Source organism: Rhizobium sp. BT03 (assembly GCF_030053155.1).
In the GTDB taxonomy this organism is placed as follows: Bacteria; Pseudomonadota; Alphaproteobacteria; order Rhizobiales; family Rhizobiaceae; genus Rhizobium.
On the sequence record NZ_CP125640.1, the window covers coordinates 2,540,973 to 2,557,128 of the forward strand.

The 16,156-nt window shown below is 61.0% G+C and carries 16 protein-coding genes and 1 pseudogene; 9 read left to right on the forward strand and 8 right to left on the reverse strand.

Annotated elements, in window-relative coordinates; all coding sequences use genetic code 11:
- Window positions 1–19 precede the first annotated feature (19 nt).
- The 5 genes from potE to QMO80_RS12585 all read left to right on the forward strand — a co-directional run bounded on the left by potE (window position 20) and on the right by QMO80_RS12585 (window position 4,205).
- Complete coding sequence (potE, locus tag QMO80_RS12565; protein WP_096477099.1) at window positions 20–1,378, forward strand: putrescine-ornithine antiporter; 1,359 nt, start codon at window positions 20–22, stop codon at window positions 1,376–1,378.
- Window positions 1,379–1,395: 17 nt separating this feature from the next.
- Complete coding sequence (locus tag QMO80_RS12570; RefSeq protein WP_283196895.1) at window positions 1,396–2,319, forward strand: amino acid ABC transporter substrate-binding protein; 924 nt, start codon at window positions 1,396–1,398, stop codon at window positions 2,317–2,319.
- Between the two features lie 48 nt (window positions 2,320–2,367).
- On the forward strand, window positions 2,368–3,462 hold the full coding sequence (cax, locus tag QMO80_RS12575; RefSeq protein WP_283196896.1) for a calcium/proton exchanger: 1,095 nt from the start codon (window positions 2,368–2,370) through the stop codon (window positions 3,460–3,462).
- A 53-nt stretch (window positions 3,463–3,515) separates the two neighbouring features.
- Window positions 3,516–3,827: a potassium channel family protein gene (locus QMO80_RS12580; RefSeq protein WP_096477096.1), complete on the forward strand. Its 312-nt coding sequence runs from the start codon at window positions 3,516–3,518 to the stop codon at window positions 3,825–3,827.
- Between the two features lie 141 nt (window positions 3,828–3,968).
- Window positions 3,969–4,205 (forward strand): hypothetical protein, encoded by a 237-nt coding sequence (locus tag QMO80_RS12585; RefSeq protein ID WP_283196897.1) that lies wholly within the window; start codon window positions 3,969–3,971, stop codon window positions 4,203–4,205.
- Between the two features lie 66 nt (window positions 4,206–4,271).
- Here QMO80_RS12585 and QMO80_RS12590 read toward each other — a convergent pair whose 3' ends face one another.
- The 5 genes from QMO80_RS12590 to QMO80_RS12610 form a co-directional block, all read right to left on the reverse strand.
- Window positions 4,272–5,426, reverse strand: coding sequence for an AI-2E family transporter (locus QMO80_RS12590; RefSeq protein ID WP_283196898.1), 1,155 nt, complete (start codon window positions 5,424–5,426; stop codon window positions 4,272–4,274).
- Between the two features lie 22 nt (window positions 5,427–5,448).
- On the reverse strand, window positions 5,449–6,294 hold the full coding sequence (gene ppk2 / locus QMO80_RS12595) for a polyphosphate kinase 2 (RefSeq protein WP_096477093.1): 846 nt from the start codon (window positions 6,292–6,294) through the stop codon (window positions 5,449–5,451).
- 19 nt (window positions 6,295–6,313) lie between these two features.
- Window positions 6,314–8,014, reverse strand: a complete 1,701-nt coding sequence (locus QMO80_RS12600; protein WP_283196899.1) for a SulP family inorganic anion transporter — start codon at window positions 8,012–8,014, stop codon at window positions 6,314–6,316.
- A 104-nt stretch (window positions 8,015–8,118) separates the two neighbouring features.
- On the reverse strand, window positions 8,119–9,276 hold the full coding sequence (locus QMO80_RS12605) for an HlyD family secretion protein (protein ID WP_283196900.1): 1,158 nt from the start codon (window positions 9,274–9,276) through the stop codon (window positions 8,119–8,121).
- Window positions 9,276–9,617, reverse strand: a complete 342-nt coding sequence (locus QMO80_RS12610; protein WP_283196901.1) for a DUF3302 domain-containing protein — start codon at window positions 9,615–9,617, stop codon at window positions 9,276–9,278. Before QMO80_RS12610 ends, QMO80_RS12605 begins: the two co-directional genes overlap by 1 nt.
- Window positions 9,618–9,890: 273 nt before the next feature.
- On the opposite strand from QMO80_RS12610, the gene QMO80_RS12615 reads away from it, so the two are divergent.
- The 3 genes from QMO80_RS12615 to QMO80_RS12625 all read left to right on the forward strand — a co-directional run bounded on the left by QMO80_RS12615 (window position 9,891) and on the right by QMO80_RS12625 (window position 12,638).
- Window positions 9,891–10,205, forward strand: coding sequence for a hypothetical protein (locus tag QMO80_RS12615; protein WP_283196902.1), 315 nt, complete (start codon window positions 9,891–9,893; stop codon window positions 10,203–10,205).
- 70 nt (window positions 10,206–10,275) lie between these two features.
- Window positions 10,276–11,670 (forward strand): DUF3300 domain-containing protein, encoded by a 1,395-nt coding sequence (locus QMO80_RS12620; RefSeq protein ID WP_283196903.1) that lies wholly within the window; start codon window positions 10,276–10,278, stop codon window positions 11,668–11,670.
- Between the two features lie 29 nt (window positions 11,671–11,699).
- Window positions 11,700–12,638, forward strand: coding sequence for a DUF2950 family protein (locus tag QMO80_RS12625; RefSeq protein ID WP_283196904.1), 939 nt, complete (start codon window positions 11,700–11,702; stop codon window positions 12,636–12,638).
- Between the two features lie 26 nt (window positions 12,639–12,664).
- On the opposite strand, the gene QMO80_RS12630 is transcribed toward QMO80_RS12625, so the two are convergent.
- Both QMO80_RS12630 and QMO80_RS12635 read right to left on the reverse strand, forming a co-directional pair.
- On the reverse strand, window positions 12,665–13,174 hold the full coding sequence (locus QMO80_RS12630; protein WP_184342699.1) for a CYTH domain-containing protein: 510 nt from the start codon (window positions 13,172–13,174) through the stop codon (window positions 12,665–12,667).
- Between the two features lie 129 nt (window positions 13,175–13,303).
- Window positions 13,304–13,771: a hypothetical protein gene (locus tag QMO80_RS12635; RefSeq protein ID WP_049731304.1), complete on the reverse strand. Its 468-nt coding sequence runs from the start codon at window positions 13,769–13,771 to the stop codon at window positions 13,304–13,306.
- 245 nt (window positions 13,772–14,016) lie between these two features.
- Here QMO80_RS12635 and QMO80_RS12640 point away from each other — a divergent pair, with 245 nt between their 5' ends.
- Window positions 14,017–15,798 carry a hypothetical protein gene (locus tag QMO80_RS12640; RefSeq protein WP_283196905.1) on the forward strand — a complete coding sequence of 594 codons (1,782 nt, stop codon included), beginning with the start codon at window positions 14,017–14,019 and terminating at the stop codon, window positions 15,796–15,798.
- A gap of 69 nt (window positions 15,799–15,867) precedes the next feature.
- Here the strand turns inward: QMO80_RS12640 and QMO80_RS12645 are convergent.
- A pseudogene (locus QMO80_RS12645) lies at window positions 15,868–16,092 on the reverse strand (GIY-YIG nuclease family protein); the annotation flags it as partial.
- Between the last annotated feature and the right edge of the window lie 64 nt (window positions 16,093–16,156).

Consider the following 16,156-nt stretch of genomic DNA (forward strand, 5'->3'; position numbering starts at 1 on the left):
ACGCAGGGAGGGTTTCGTCATGACCGACAACACGATGCATCTCGCGGCCGAGGCCACGGCCAAGAAAAAGATGAACCTGGTGCAGCTCACCTTCATCGTCGCCGTCAACATGATGGGGTCTGGTATCATCATGCTGCCCGCCAATATGGCTCAGGTCGGTGCGATCTCGCTGCTCTCCTGGCTCGTGACGGCCATCGGTTCGATGGCGATCGCTTATGGCTTCGCCCAGGCCGGGCTGTTCAATCAGCGTCCTGGCGGCATGTCCGCCTATGCGGAGGATGCCTACGGCAAAGACGGCTACTTCATGGTGTTCTTCCTGTATTTCCTTTCGCTTGCCGTCGGCAATGTCGCGATCGGCATCTCCGCGGTCGGCTATCTCGCGGGATTTTTTCCGGTGCTGACATCCACGCCCATCATGACCTGCCTGGCGCTGATCATCCTCCTGTGGCTGACCACGGCCGCCAATTTCGGCGGCCCGCGCATCACCGGACGCATCGGTTCGGTCACGGTCTGGGGCGTCATCCTTCCTGTCGGCCTGCTGTCGATCATCGGCTGGCTCTGGTTCAGCTCAAGCACTTTCGGCGATGCCTGGAATCCGAAAGGACTGTCGCTCGCGCAGGGCATGGGATCGAGCATTTCGCTGACGCTCTGGGCCTTCCTCGGCATGGAGTCGGCGGCACAGAATTCGGATGCCGTCGAAAACCCCAAGCGTGACGTGCCGCTCGCCTGCATGTTCGGCACGCTCGGGGCAGCCGTCATCTACATCCTGTCGACGACGGTCATTCAGGGCATCGTGCCGAATGCCGACCTCGCCACCTCCACGGGGCCTTTCGCCTTGGCCTATGCCACGATGTTCAATCCGACCATCGGTTCGATCGTTATGGCGCTGGCGGTGCTGGCCTGCCTCGGCTCGTTGCTGGGCTGGCAGTTCACGATCGCCCAGACGGCGCGGACCGCGGCGGAAGAGCGAATGTTCCCATCCATATTTTCCCGGGTGAATGAGATGGGCGCGCCGGTCAGCGGCATGATCATCCTCGGCATCGTGCAGACGGGGCTTGCCCTGATGACCATATCGCCGACCTTGAGCGAGCAGTTTTCTGCTCTCGTCAATCTCGCTGTGGTGACGAACGTGCTGCCCTATATCATCGCGCTCTCTTCGCTGTTCGTCATGATGAAGGCTGCGCGCGTGCCCCAGGCGAAATACCGGCTGAACGCCACCATTGCCATGGTCGGCATGGCCTACAGCGTTTTCGCCATCTACGCCTCCGGCAAGGATGCGGTGCTCGGCGGCATGATCGTCACAGGGATCGGTTTCATCATTTACGGGCTCATCGCCCCGCGTTTCGCCAACGGCGTGAACCGGGCGCCAGCCGAGTAACACAGGGAGGACAAGATATGTCAGAGAGAAATGGTCGCCGGGCGGCAATCGCCGCCTCTGTCCTCGCCGCAGCGGCCGTCTGCGCCGCCGCGTTGCCCGCGCAGGCACAGACGCTCGACCGCGTCAGCACGAGCAGCGCGCTGAAATTCGGCTACGATCCGGAAGCAAGGCCGTTTTCGTTCGATGCCCAAGGCAAGCCCGACGGCTATGCAGTGGCGCTCTGCAACAGGATCGCCGATAGCCTGAGAGCGCAGTTGAACCTGCCGAAGCTCGATGTGGAATGGGTTCCCCTTTCGGGTGATGCCAAGCTGCGTGCCATACAGGACGGCATGGCGGACCTTGTCTGCGCCGCGGAGCCGGTGACGCTCGGCCGCCGGCAGCAGGTCTCGTTCTCCCTGCCGATCTTCCCGAGCGGTACCGGGGCGCTGCTCAGCGCGAGCGCCCCCTTGGCACTGCGCGAGGTTCTGCAACATGGCGAACCATCGAGCCGGCCCGTCTGGCGCGGCGCACCGGCCCGCACGATCCTCGAACACAAGACATTCTCGTCGATAGCAGGCACGACAAGCGAAGGCTGGCTGTCCGACAGGATCAAGACCTTCCAGCTCGCGGCGACGGCAACGCCCGTCGCCAGCTACCAGCAGGGGATCGAGCATGTCCTGGACGGCAGTTCGGCGGTGCTTTTCGGCGATATGCCGCTGCTGATGGACGCTGCCGCCCGCAGCGACAGCTCCGGCAATCTCATCGTCCTTGAGCGCCATTTCACCTATGAGCCGCTTGGCCTTGCGCTGGCGCGCGGGGACGAGGATTTTCGCCTGGCGGTCGATCGCGCCCTGAGCCAGGCCTATGCAGCGCAGGACTTCCGAGCCTTCTTTACAACCTGGTTTGGCCCGCCTGACGATGCAGTCGTGACCTTCTTCCGGCAGACGGCGCTTCCGGAGTGAGGCCGCGCTCAGAATAAGGAATACGAGCAACTCATGGGGGAGTGAAGGTTGAGCCTCCTTTTCAAAGAGATTCGCGGCAGTCCGATATTATGGCTGCTGGCCGCCGTGCCGGTAGTGTTCTTAGCTGCGGCACTCTTTCCCGAAGCGCACACGGCGCTTTTCGTCCTGTCGGTCTTGGCCATTGTGCCGTTGGCCGGTCTGCTCAGCCATGCGACCGAATCCGTTGCCGCCAAGACGGGTGATGCCGCAGGCGGGCTACTGAATGCGACCCTCGGCAACCTGACCGAACTGGTGATCGCGCTAGCTGCCCTGCAGGCCGGCGAATATACGCTGGTCAAGGCATCCATCGCCGGCGCGATCGTCACCAATACGCTGTTCATGCTCGGCGCTTCCTTTCTGCTTGGCGGGCTCAAATATCACATTCAGGAATTCAACCGCGCCAGCGCACGTATTCAAGCCGGCCTGCTTTTCCTGGCCACGGTCGCCCTGCTGATGCCTTCGGCACTTGGCGGATTGGACACGGCATCGGTCGCACCCGTCACTCAAACCCTCAGCCTCAGCCTGGCCGTTCTGCTTGTCATCGGATATGGGCTGGGACTGTTGTTCACGCTTAGAACACATCGGGAATTTTTCTCTTCACCGGATCATGCCGAGGCCGGCGAGGCGCCGTGGCCGATCGGCCTCGCCCTCGGCACGCTTGCCGGCGTCACCCTCCTTGTGGCCTTGGTGAGCGAGATTTTCGTCGAATCCGTGCAGGAAGCGGCCGTCGCCTTCGGGATGACCCCCGCCTTTGTCGGTTTCATCGTCGTCGCATTGGTCGGCGGCGCCGCCGAAATGGCCTCCGCATTTTCCGGGGCGCGCAAGAACCGGCTCGATCTCAGCGTCGGCATCGCACTCGGGAGCGCGTCGCAGATCGCCTTGTTCGTCGCGCCTGTTCTCGTCCTGATGAGTTATGTGATCGGCCCGTCGCCGATGGATCTGCAATTCTGGCCAGGTGCGGTGACGATGATGTTTCTTGCGACGGTGACCGCGATGTTCGTCACCAACAGCGGGCGATCGGCATGGTTCATCGGCGTACTGGTGCTGATGGTCTACATGATTTTCGCCATCACGCTCTACGTCTTGCCGCCGGCCTTGCGATGAGGGTCCGCCTTGCCAAACAGGGGCGACCAGACGGCGGATCGCACACCCGGCAGATGAGACGGCTGTTCTTCATCGCACTCGCAAAGCAGCTCCGCGTCATCTGGCCGATCCTTTCCGGCATCGTGTCCATCATGGTGATATCCGGCCTGGCAATCTGGCGCATCGAGGATTGGCGGATCGACGAAGCGCTTTATTTCACCTTCGTGACGGGCCTTACCATCGGCTACGGCGACTTCACGCCCAAACATGTTTCGGCGCGAATACTGGCTTTGCTCATCGGTTTTGCGGGGATCGTGCTGACCGGCGTCATTGCGGCCATCACAGTAAAAGCCCTGAACGCAACGGATCGAGACGGCGGCAGCTAGAGCCTTTCCTGGTCAGATTGCGGACGCCGTGCCCTTCTGGTTTCCAAAAAATCGTACATTTATTCGTGATCTCCGGGAACGACCCGATGGGGTTGTGACTTCGTATCGATTGCAGGGGTGCCTTGAATGCGGAGCTGATCCATGAGCCAAGAACGCGGCCGCAGAAAACTGATGTTGCGACTTCCCGATATCCGGCATCTGCTGGCGAGCATGACCAGTGAGGCGCTCGCGGAGATGTTCGAATCCTATGATATTGCCGTCGATGCGCTGGAGCGGTTTCGAAACAAGAGCCCGAGGGAAGAGGGGCTGATCAGTGAATATGAACAGCTCTGCCATGAAATCGAGCAGGAGGTTGTCGTCTACTGCAGGAACCGGTGAGCCCTCCCGGCGGCGCCAGCGGCGATCTCTCCCAGGAGGGGATTCTCGCCCGGCTCGACAGAACCGTCATTGCGTCTGTTCGATGCGTTCCGGTTGAGCATCGAAACCCGCGGGGCGGCTATTTTCCGATGCGGTCGAGCCCGAAGGCCATGCCCAGGCTCTCAGCAACTCGTAGAAGACGCTGAGAACGACCGGCCCCAGAAACAGGCCCAGCAGGCCTTGCGATAGGGTGCCGCCGATCACGCCGATCAGGATCACCAGCATCGGCGTGGAGAGGCCGCGCGCCATCAAGATCGGTTTCAGTATGTTGTCGATGATCATGATCGGGATCGCGACGACGGTGAAAACCAATGCAATCGACGTGGGCCAGGAGAACCACGCCCAGAGAATGACAGGCAAGAGCACAAGCGCCGGCCCGAGCTGCATCAGGCAGAGGACAAACACGATAAACGTCAAAGGCCCGCCGGCCGGAATGTCAAAAAGGGCAAAACACAATCCGCATAGCAGCGCCTGCAGAAAGGCGACGCCGATGACGCCGCGCGATACGTTTCGCACCGTGGTGCCCGCCAGCCGGGCAAAGCCGACACCTTTTTCACCGGCGATCCGGCTTGCCAGTATCTGTATGGCTGCAGCCAGGGGTGCCGACCGGGTGAGAAATATGCCCGAAAGCACGATCGAAACGACAAAACTCAAGACACCGACGCCGATCGAGGCAAGTTTCGCGACGATAACGGCCGTAACCTCACGAATGGGCGCCTGAAACTTGATGATGGTGGCGGCCAGATCGCTTGCGATCTGATTCCAGGCGCCGTGGATCCGCTCGCCGACGACAGGCCACTCCCGGATGGCAGCCGGCGCGGCGGGCAGGGTAAAATTCCCCTCCCGCAACGTGCCGATCAGCGCCTGCGCGGCGTCGGCAAAATTGACCGCGACAAGGGCGAGCGGCGCAATGATCAGGACGAGAGAAAAGACGACGATGACGACGGCTGCGATGACGGGCCTGTTGCCGATCAATCTGGAAAGCGCCTCGAATATCGGGAAAAGCGCGACCGCCAGAATGGCGGACCAGACGACGATCAGGGCAAAGGGAGCAACGAGGACCAGGGTCCAATAGGCGAAAAGCCCGATAATGCCCAAGCGGACCAGATCGCTTATTCTCGCCTCTATGGAAATCTGCCCTGGCCCGGCTCCCTGTGCCGCCGTATCGCCTGCGTTCTCCATCGTTGCATCCCGTCCGCCGCGTTTATGACGCCGTGTCCGGCACAACATGGCGGACGCTGCGGTCCTCCAGGAAATCCGCCGGCCGCTTCTGACGTTTGCCGAGATCGGGCGCGTCGAACTTCACCCGTTCATAGGGAATGGATTGCAGAATGTGCGAGATGCAGTTGACCCGGGCGCGCTTCTTGTCATCCGAGGGCACCACCCACCACGGTGCATGGTTGCTGTCGGTCATCCGCAGCATTTCGTCATAGGCGCGTGTGTAGTCCCACCAGCGCTGATAGGATTCGACGTCCATGGGGCTGAGCTTCCACTGTCGCCGCGGATCGTCGATCCGGCGTCTGAAGCGACGTTCCTGCTCTTCCTCGCTGACCGTCAGGAAGTATTTGAGCAGAATGACGCCGCTTTCGACGATTGCAGCCTCGAAGCGGGGCGCCAGTTCAAGAAAGCGCTGCGCTTTCTTTTCGCTGGTGAATCCCATGACACGATCGACGCCGGCGCGGTTGTACCAGCTGCGGTCGAATATGACGATTTCGCCGGCCGCCGGCAGATGCGCGATATAGCGCTGCATGTAGATCTGGGATTTTTCGCGGTCGGTCGGTGCCGGCAGCGCCACAACGCGAAAGACCCGCGGGCTGACCTTTTCCGTTATGCGCTTGATCATGCCGCCTTTGCCGGCGGCGTCCCGTCCCTCGAAGATGATGACCACCCTCGCGCCGGCCTTCTTGATCCAGGCTTGCAAATGAGCCAATTCCACCTGCAGCCGCCCGATTTCCTTGTCGTAATCCCATGATTTCTTTTTCTTCTTATTGTCCTTTGCGGCGCGGCCAGCCCCTCCATCCGTCTGTGCGGGCTCGTAATTCTCGTCCATTTCTCTCCCTCCCTTTCGGCTAAGATAGTTTGCCTGCCGGCATGGAAGCGCCGGTCTCGCCGACACTTCCGATCAGCGCTCTCAGCGCTTCCTCTCGACCGTTGAAAAGATTTTGGACGCCGATCGCCTTGATGACGCCCGCGCGGTCGAGGATGCCGCGGCTTTCTTCGCTGACGTCGGCCATGGCAAAGACGATATCGCGCTTTGCCAGGAGCTCGGCCACGGCGTCGAGCGCAGCTGCGCCGGTGCTGTCGATATGCGTGACGGCGCTGGCATCGAGCACCAGGCATCTGGTTTCGGCAGGAAGTCCCTTCGCGACCGAGGTCAGCCGCATTCGGACATAATCGGCGTTGTAAAACAGAATGCTGCCCTGGATGGCGAAGACGGCCGCGCCCTCGACGGGGCGAGCTTCCGGAAAGCGGGCGAGATCGAAAAAGCCGTGCCGTCCCTCGATACGGCCAAGCAGGCCGTCCCGGGGAAACATCGTCTGACGCAGGAGATAGACGAGCGTTGCCGCAACGGCGACGATGACGCCGTTGAGAACGCCGAAGCTGATGGCGCCCCACATGGCGATCAGCGCAAAAATGAATTCCATGCGGCTGATGCGCCAGATCTTTTTCAATTCGTGGATATCAATGAGGCTGATCGCCGCCGTTGCAAGAATTGCGGCGAGTGCCGGGATGGGCAGGATCCGCAGCGCGCTGTGAAGGAAGACTAGCGCGGCAATCAGGGTCGCAGCCGATACCAGCCCGGCGAGCTGCGAGACGCCGCCGGTCGACAGGTTGATCGCGGTTCGCGAATCCGAGACGCTGACCGGAAACGAGCCGAACAGGCCGGGCGCCAGATTGGCGGCGCCAAGTCCGATCAATTCCTGATTGGCGTCGACCTCCTCTCCGGTGCGCGATCCGAAGCTCCTTGCCGCGACGATGCCGGCGCCGAAGCTGACCAGAAAGATCGCGGCCGAACCGAGCACGATCTTGTCGAGGGGCATCTGATGCAAGGCAGGCAGGGACAGGCTCGGCAGTCCGCTCGGGATATCGCCGACAACTGCGATGCCGCGGCCCTGGAAATCGAAGATCGCCGACAGGACGACCGAGAGGACGACCACCAGAACGGGGCCCGGCACTTTGAACCGGAAGGCCCGGACGATCCATAACAAGGCGAACATGGCGAGGCCGAGGAGGAGCGACGGCCAGTGGATCAGGCTGCTCTTGGCGAGCATTTCGACCAGCGGCGGGATCAATCCTTCCGATTGGATCTTCACCCCTGTGAAGCGGCCGATCTGCCCGACAAGGATCGAGAGCGAAACGCCGGCGAAGAACCCCACCAGTATGGGGCGGGAGAGAAAACTTGCCAGAACGCCGAGCCTCAGCAATTTCGCCGCGATGCAGAAGACGCCGACGCCAAGCGCAAGCGCCGAGGCGATGGCGATCCGGTCGGCGCCTGCGGTGGCGGGCTCGGCGGCGATGATGGCACCCATGGCGGCGGCCAACACCGTCATCGTCGCGGCATCCGGCCCGACCACCAAAATGCGGGATGGACCGAAGATCGCATAGGCGATCGGCGCGACGATGCTGGCATAGATGCCGGTCTCCGGCGGCAGGCCGGCGATGGCGGGATAGGCGATGGCGCTCGGCAAGCCGACCGCGGCGATCGACAGCCCGGCCGGAATGTCACTGCGGAGCCAGTCTCTGTTGAAGCCGGCCAAGCCCCGCAACATCGGAAGACTTCCTATCACCGCGGGCTCCTTAATCTTTGCCGCAGGCCCTTGCCTTCCCGTCCTCGGATCACATCGGCGATGGCTCAAGGAACAGCGGCATCCGTTTAGTGTTCGAGGAACACGTAGTTCATCCAGCTGCTCATGCGCAGCAGCACCTTGCGTAAAATGGCGACGTGGTGCCAATGGTGCGTGTAGACCGCGACGTCCGCGACCACGCCGCCCGGCAGTTGATAGTCCTTGGTGCTTTCGAGCAGCTCGATGCGCGCCAGCGTTTGTCCGGGCGAGACGCGCTCGGGTGATTGCGGGTCGATCAGCGCGCCGCTCGGCTGCAGCTGGCCCTGGGCCATCACATCGATCACCTCTCCCACCCGCGCCTTGAATATCTTGCCGGGCACGGCTTTGAAGGAGACCTCTGCCTCATCGCCGACGCGGACGCGCTGCAGCGAGTTCTGGATGAAGGCGGCCGCCAGCATGCGGTCCTGGCTGTCGATGAAGACCATGACCGGCCGCAGCGGCAGCGGATTGGCCATCATTCCGGGACGGAGGAAGACCTGGGTGACGTAGCCGTCGGTCGGCGCCCGAACGACGGTCTGATCCAGCTCGTACTCCGCATTGTTCAACTCGGCCTGCAGCCTTGCAACCGTCGGGTTCGTTCCGTTGATCTCGGACTCATAGGCGAGCTTTGCCTGCACCGCTTGCGCGCGGGCCGTATCGACCGTAGCCTCCGAGGTCAGGTAGATGCCGCGCCGGTTTTCAACCTCGAGTTCAGAAAAGACCGCACCCCTGCCGCTCGACTTTGCATTCTCGTTCGACTGCTGGAACTTTTCGAAGGCCTGCAAGGACCTGTCCCTGGAGGCTTCGGCGCCCACGACCGCCGCATTGGCAGCGTCCACCGCCGCTTTCAACTGCAGCACGGTCTGCTCGGCTTCGGCGAGCGCAGCCTTCTTCTGATCGACCGAAAACTGGTAGGGCCGGGGATCGATGCGAAAGAGGATATCGCCTTTCTTCAAGGGCGCATTCGGCGTCACCGGCACCTCGACGACCTGGCCTCCGACAACGGGAATGACGGGAGCCGAGGTGAAATAGATGCGCCCGTCGCTCGAATAGGGATGATTGTAGCTCATCAGCAGCAGCAGGGCGGAGATGAGGAATATCCCGCCGAGCACGGCGGTCGCGAGCGTCCATTGGTTCACCGGAATCCTGAATATCTTGAAAATCGTCCAGCAGATCGCGGCATAGGTCAGTATCAGGAGCAGATCCATCAGGCGGTCTCCTTCTCCGGCGTTTGCGCCTCGAGCTCGGCGATCCGGGCATGCAGACGCGCAATTTCAGCATTCGCTTCAACTTCCGCCGACAGCTTTCCGTCCTGCCGGATGCCCCAGCCGCGGTCTTCGCGGTAAAGCGTTGCCCAGATGAACAGGAACGGCCAGATCGCATGAAGCGTGAAGAGGCTGACCCACCCCGCAACATGGATGGCATCCTGATGAGGATGGTTGCGGGCCTTGGCGATCAGATGCGGAATGTCGTGAATGGCAATCACGGCATAGAAAAGCGTGACCACGACGAAGACCAATACGCCCAAGGCAAAATAGTCGAGAAACACGACCCCTCCCTTCCGGCTTGGGTCTGACCCGAGCCGCTGATCGCAAGCGAAGATGGAATAGTAGGCCCGTTTCGACGCAAAGGCCCGTAGCATCGCGTAATCTCTATCGAGGCGTTTTGCAGATGATCCAACGGATCAGATCGCCTGTGCGGCAAACAGAGATGCGCGATCAGCGAGTCGCATCGTAAGATCGCGTATTTTACGTCTCCAGCCGGCTCGCCTGTTATATAATTTCTCTCATCTGCTAAGCGCAGTTCGGCGGCGGGGGCGGAGATGGCGTCGGGAGAAAGTGGTTCGACATATCGGTCCGCCCTTGAAACGGCAGAGGCTTATTTTCCCGACCAGGCGAGGCTGGTGCAGCGGCTTTTCCATGTCAATGAGGCCTTTCACAGCATGTGCGAGGATCTCGCTGCCGCGGCGGAGGCTTTGGCGAATGCCGAACAGCTGCCCGAGGCGACCAAGGAGCTGCGGCGGCTGGAATATGCAGGTCTGGTCGATGCCTTGTTGAAAGAGATGCGCGAGGCGATCTCGCAATCGAAAATCGTGATGCTCCGGCGGTCAACCGTCACCGGTCCGAAATCTCCGTAAACGCGTCCGTCATTTAAACGCTTCAAGGCAAACGCTTCAAGGCAACCGCTTCAAGGGAGGTCCATGTGCGATGAAAGCAATTTCCCGCAAACTGCTTGGTGGATTGTCGGCTCTGGCGATCATTGTGCTGCAGCCGGCCTTCCCCGTGCGAGCACAGGCTCCGGCGCCCGCTGCCGCCCCTGCCCCTGCCCCGACGGGCGCCGAGCAGCCCGCCGCTGCCCTTCTCTCCGAAGACGAGCTTGAGGTGCTGGTGGCGCGGATCGCGCTCTATCCGGACGAACTGGTCGCGGCGATTTCGGCCGCCTCGCTCTTTCCCCTGCAGATCATCGAAGCGCAGCGTTTTCTGGAAGCGAAAAAGAAAAATGCCGACCTCAAGCCCAAAAGCGATTGGGACGGCAGCGTCGTTTCGCTGCTGAACTACCCCGATATCGTCAAGATGATGAGCGAGGATCTCGATTGGACCCAATCGCTCGCCGATGCGCTCGCCAATCAGCAGAAGGACGTGCTGATCGCCATTCAGCAGCTTCGCGACGAGGCGGTGGCAAAGAACATCATCAAGACGGACGACAAGGTGACGGTCGTCACCGAAAACGACAACATCATTATCCGGCCGACCGATCCCGAGAAGATCTATATCCCGCAGTATCCGCCGGAAATGCTCTATGAGCCGGGCTATGCGACGGAACCGATCTCCTATTATCCCGACTACTACGACAGCTATTATTATCCCGGCGCCGCCTTCTTCGCCGGCGCCGTCACCGGGCTTGCCTGGGCCGCCATCGTCAACTGGGACGACTGGGGGGTATGGGGCGGCCGCTGGGACGGCGATATCGACATCGATTGCAACAATTGCCTGAACAATCGCAACTTCAACGGCAAAATGAAGTTGAATGACGTCGACTGGGCGAATGTCGACCGCAGCAAGCTGAGCATCGGCAAGGATCAGCTTGGCAAGCTGGACCGGTCGGCGATCCAGTCGGGGTTGCAGGCCGACAATCGCAATCAACTGCGCAACAAGGCCGCGGACAGGCAGGCAAGCCAGGGGCCGGGCAATCGCGGCACGGCGGCGCGCGCGGACGATATCCGGAAAAGCACGGCGCAAGGGCTGAAGGCCAAACCGCAGGCAAACAGGCCGGCGGCCGGTGATCGTCAGACTGCGTCCCGGCCGGAGAACCGTCCCAAACAATCGGCCAATCGCCCTTCGGCGAAACCCGCGCAGAAATCCGTCAAGAAACCCAGCAAACCGCAGATGGCTGCGAGGCCCGACAATCGCGGACGCCAGTCGAGCGCACTCGGCAATGTCCAGTCCGGCCGCCAGCAGGCCGTCGCCTCGAAACGAGGTGCACAAAGCATGGGCGCTCACCGCCCGGCAGCCCGTCCCGTTCAGCACTCGCGCCCAATGCCGTCGCGCGGCGGCGGCGGCCGCGGTGGCGGTGGTGGCGGCAGAGGAGGAGGACGGCGATGAGACCCCTTCCAAGCCCATGGAGCTACATCATGAGACGTCAAGCGATCGTAATCCCGCTCATGCTTGCGACAGCGCTTTGCGCGATACCGGCGACACCGGCGCTTTCGCAGGGCCAGACGGATCTCACCGAATACAAGGCGGCAAAGGCTTCACCGAAATTCGACAGCCCGGATCTTGCCCTCGATCGGCTGAAATCGGTGCTCGGCTCCAATAATATCGGCGATCTTGCCGATCTGCTCGGCCTGAACGCGGACAGACTGCGCGCCAGCAACGAGGCGATGATCGCTTATGGATTGATCCGGGAGGGCGCCGAGCGACAGATGATCCTGAAAGACGCCGATGGTGCGAAGATCGTTGCGATCGGCGATCGGCTCTGGCCTCTGCCGTTCCCGCTCACCGAGGACAAGGATGGGAAATGGTCCTTCGACACACAACGCGGCTTTGAGGAGATCGTCAACCGGCGCATCGGCGAGAACGAACTGGCGACGATCGACACGATGCACGAATATGTGGCGGCGCAGTATCAATATGCATCCGACGATCGCGACGGTGACGGTATTTACGAATTCGCCAAGAAACTGATCAGCAGTCCAGGCAAGCTGGACGGTCTCTACTGGGACCCGAAGGTCTATCCGGAAGAAAGCCCGGCAAGCGCGCTTGTGGAGACGGCCGCCTTCGGCGCCGCCAAACGCGGCGAAGGTTATTTCGGATACCGCTATCGCATCCTGACCGCCCAGGGCGACAATGTGCTCGGCGGCAAACAAAGCTACGTCATCAATGGATATATGACCGGCGGCTTCGCACTCATCGCTTGGCCGGTCACCTATCGGGTGACCGGCGTGCAGACATTTATCGTCAACGGGAGGAGCGCCATCTACCAACGCGATCTCGGACCGCAGACGGAACAGCGCGCCGCCGCAATCAAGGAATTCAATCCGGATGCCAACTGGACCGTTGTCAGCGATTAGGTTCGGGCAGCGTCCCGCGCCCCGTTTCAGAGGTGCGACGCCGCTGCCCCTGTCCGCCCCGACGCAATCAGGGGGGGCTTGTACGAGGCAGCGGCCATGGCGCGATTGGAATAGCGTTTGTTGCCCGTGACTTCCCGCCCGAGCCATTGCGGCAGCGCCGGCAGATCTTCTTCGCTCGCTATTTCGATCTCGGCGAGCGTCAATCCCTCATACGCTCCGGCAAAGACGTCCACCTCCCAGTTTCGGCCCTCGTGAAGGACCCGGTAGCGGGTCTTTTCAATAACGTGGCCAGTCGCATGGAGAAGCAGGTCTCGCGCCTCTTCGACGGGAATCTCATACTCATATTCGTCTTTCGCAAGCCCCATCGTATGGAATTTGATTGTCAGGCAGGCGGAACGACCGTCAATCAGACGGACACGCACCGGGTTCTCGCCGCGAGACAGATACCCCTGCTGCAGGACATGTGAAATGCTGGCCCGCGCGCGCCAGCTATCGTTACGCACGAGGAATTTGCGCTCGATCTCGGTCGCTTTCACGTTGATTTCTCCCGAAGGATTTCCGGTTTTCTCCGAATCCCGGAAATGCTCCACTCCTTGTTCTCACATAATTCCCGAAGCAAAAGGGCTAGGCGCTTTTGCTGGAACTGCTCTCGCTTTTCCTGCCGGTCACTCGACAGGCGGCTCCCAGGTGAGGAAGAAGCCGACGTCTCCGGGCATGCCGTCCGGGAAGTTGATGATCATGGCCTTCAGCCCGTATCCCTGCGGCTTGGCAACCTCTTCGAAAAGTTCGAGAAGTTCCTTTGCCTTTCCCTGCAGCGTCTTCTGCCATCCCGACAGGTTATTGTTGATGGCCCGGCCGCTGTCGGAGCAGAAGGTCGATGGAAAGCTGTAGATCAGCGCCTCGTATTTGCCGTCTGCGGCCGCTTTCATGACCAGCCGCTTGATGGTGGCGCGCTCGGCCTCGCCGAGCTGTTTGCGGAAAAAATCTTCGACGAATTCCGCGTGTTTCTTTGCTTCACGCGCCTTGATCTTTTCGCTGCGCTCCATCTCGACAAGCTGAAGCTCCAGAGCACGTTTGCGCAGTTCCTCTGCACTCGTCATCGGATGGGATGTAGAGGTCTCAGGTGATGTCATCGCAGCCTCCTCCAGAATACCCGGCGATGATAGGGCGAGCTTGGAGACTAAGGCAGTAAAATACATGACCGGGCCGGTAGAATACGGTATCCTACGCCGGCCTTTCGCAAATCGTGACTACGTCCATTCTTTGGCCAGTCATCGGATTCTTTTGGCGTTGGGTGGGGTATTCAGCTGGGCAGCATTGCCGTTACGGCTGGCGGGGCGTGCTGCAGATTGTTCGCAATCGGAGTCTGGGGGAACCGATGACGAGTGCAGGCATAAACAGGGTCGCCGCCTCGCAGGAGGAGGTGCAGCAGCAACTCGAGCGAATTCTTTCCAGCCGGGAGTTCCGCCTTCCCGAACGGACGAGGAAGTTCCTTGAATTCGTCGTCACGGAAACGCTTGCGGGCCGTCGCGACTATCTGAAGGCCTTTACCATCGCGCAGGCCGTTTTTGGCCGGGACGCGAACTTCGATGCCCAGCAGGATCCCTGCGTTCGTATCGAAGCCGGCCGGCTGAGACGGGAACTCGAACATTATTACCTGACCGCCGGCGGCGCCGACCGGATCATCATCACCATCCCGAAGGGCGGCTACGCGCCGGTCTTCGATGTCATCGAGAGCGCTGGACCCGCGGAGTTGGTGCCGCCCGAACAGCCCGATCGGCCTGGCCTGTCGGGCGATGATAGCGGGCAGATCGATACGGCTGCGGATACGATCAGCCGGGAGCAACCGGACCGGCGTCTATCGCTGCCCCTATATTGGCTCCTTGCAGCGGGCGCCGTGCTCATCCTGGCCGCGACAGTAGCGCTCCTTCAGCAGTTGGGATCGCCGAATGCGGAGCGCGAGACGGTAGCGGGAACCGACAATCGCCCCACCATCATCGTCGAGCGTTTTGAAAGCGCCCCCGACGGGAGCCTTGCCTCCGATATCTCCCGCGGCATGACCGACGATATCATCGAGAAGCTGGTCCGCTTCAACGACATCGTCGTCGTCACCGCCATGCCGCGGAAAACCGGCGAAGCTTCGCCAGGGCCGCTCTATGCCCTGCAGGGAAGTGTGCGGCTTGAGGGCAGCAACTTGCGCTCGACAGCCAGACTCGTGCGACGGGCCGATGCTGCTGTCATCTGGGCAAGCGACTACGATGCCGACTTGAAGATGCAAGGCATCCCGAAAACACAAACGATCCTTGCCGGGGATATTGCCGCGGCGGTCGCGCGGCCGTTCGGCGTCATGTTCCAAACCGATACCGCGGCCATTGCCGGCAATGCGGACGCTTTTTCTTGCGTTCTCTCCTATTACAGCTACCGCAGCGAAATGACGGTCCAGGCTCATGAAGCGGCGAAATCCTGCCTGCAACAGGCCGTGGAAAAAACCCCGGCCGATTCCAATGTCGCGGCCCTTCTTTCGTTAATATATCTCGACGAGTTCCGCTTTTCATACCAGCTTCACACGCAATCGACGGCCGCCACGCTCGGCATCGCCAAAGAACTTGCCGAGCATGCCGTGCAGCTCGACTCGAAGAATGCCCGCGCCCTTCAGGCACTGATGCTGGCCAACTTTTTCGGTCATGATCCGGCTGCCGCTCTCAGCGCCGGCGCCGCCGCCTATGCCAGCAATCCGAACGATACCGAAGTGGCCGGTGAATACGGCCTGCGCCTGTCGATGTCGGGGGAATGGGATAGAGGCTGCACACTGATTTCGGAGGCCGTCGGCAAAAATGCCGGCCCACGCGGATATTACGAAGTCGGAATGGCCCTCTGCGCCTTCATGCGCGGCGACACGCAGGCTGCCGAACTCTGGTCGCGCATGTCTGATCTCAATTACAACCCGATGCATCGCCTCGTATTGCTCTCCATTCTCGGCGCGCTTGGAAAAAAGCAGGAGGCCGACGAACAGCTCGACTGGATCAGGCGCGAATCACCTGCACTGATACCGAACATCCGACGCGAAGTCGTCAGCCGGCTGGCGCGAACCGAGGATCAGCAGCGGTTCTTTGCGGGAATAGAGGCTGCGGGGCTGTCGGTGCAATCGCCGAGAGATTGAGGTCGTGGGAGCGGAATGCCAGCGCCTCTGTGAGAGGCACGGCTTTCGCATGCACCGGTGCTTATTGCCGGCAAAAGCCCTGCCGGAATGCGATTTCAGGTATGTTTCGAATTCAAGCGCCTTGTGCTTGTCAGCAAAGGCGCAATACCAGAGCAAATTCCATGGTGCGAATTTGGCGGTATGGGTGGATTTTCCGGCATTGTGCGCCGACAGACGCTGTTTCAGATCTGCGGTCGAGCCGATGTATTCCTGTTCGGGAAAATCGACGCTGCGGAGAATATAAACGTACCACATCAGCGTTTCAGCCCGTCGTCGCCCTTCGGGCTATGCCGGGCACTGCTTCGGCCTAACGGTTTCT

Bases quoted from the DNA above. Each gene is read 5' to 3' on its own strand.
- QMO80_RS12605 (WP_283196900.1), bottom strand. From the start codon at position 9,276: ATGGATCTGCTCCTGATACTGACCTATGCCGCGATCTGCTGGACGATT.
- QMO80_RS12600 (WP_283196899.1), bottom strand. From the start codon at position 8,014: ATGTTGCGGGGCTTGGCCGGCTTCAACAGAGACTGGCTCCGCAGTGAC.
- QMO80_RS12620 (WP_283196903.1), top strand. From the start codon at position 10,276: ATGAAAGCAATTTCCCGCAAACTGCTTGGTGGATTGTCGGCTCTGGCG.
- QMO80_RS12625 (WP_283196904.1), top strand. From the start codon at position 11,700: ATGAGACGTCAAGCGATCGTAATCCCGCTCATGCTTGCGACAGCGCTT.
- QMO80_RS12570 (WP_283196895.1), top strand. From the start codon at position 1,396: ATGTCAGAGAGAAATGGTCGCCGGGCGGCAATCGCCGCCTCTGTCCTC.
- QMO80_RS12585 (WP_283196897.1), top strand. From the start codon at position 3,969: ATGAGCCAAGAACGCGGCCGCAGAAAACTGATGTTGCGACTTCCCGAT.
- ppk2 (WP_096477093.1), bottom strand. From the start codon at position 6,294: ATGGACGAGAATTACGAGCCCGCACAGACGGATGGAGGGGCTGGCCGC.
- QMO80_RS12640 (WP_283196905.1), top strand. From the start codon at position 14,017: ATGACGAGTGCAGGCATAAACAGGGTCGCCGCCTCGCAGGAGGAGGTG.
- QMO80_RS12635 (WP_049731304.1), bottom strand. From the start codon at position 13,771: ATGACATCACCTGAGACCTCTACATCCCATCCGATGACGAGTGCAGAG.
- QMO80_RS12615 (WP_283196902.1), top strand. From the start codon at position 9,891: ATGGCGTCGGGAGAAAGTGGTTCGACATATCGGTCCGCCCTTGAAACG.
- potE (WP_096477099.1), top strand. From the start codon at position 20: ATGACCGACAACACGATGCATCTCGCGGCCGAGGCCACGGCCAAGAAA.
- QMO80_RS12580 (WP_096477096.1), top strand. From the start codon at position 3,516: ATGAGACGGCTGTTCTTCATCGCACTCGCAAAGCAGCTCCGCGTCATC.
- QMO80_RS12590 (WP_283196898.1), bottom strand. From the start codon at position 5,426: ATGGAGAACGCAGGCGATACGGCGGCACAGGGAGCCGGGCCAGGGCAG.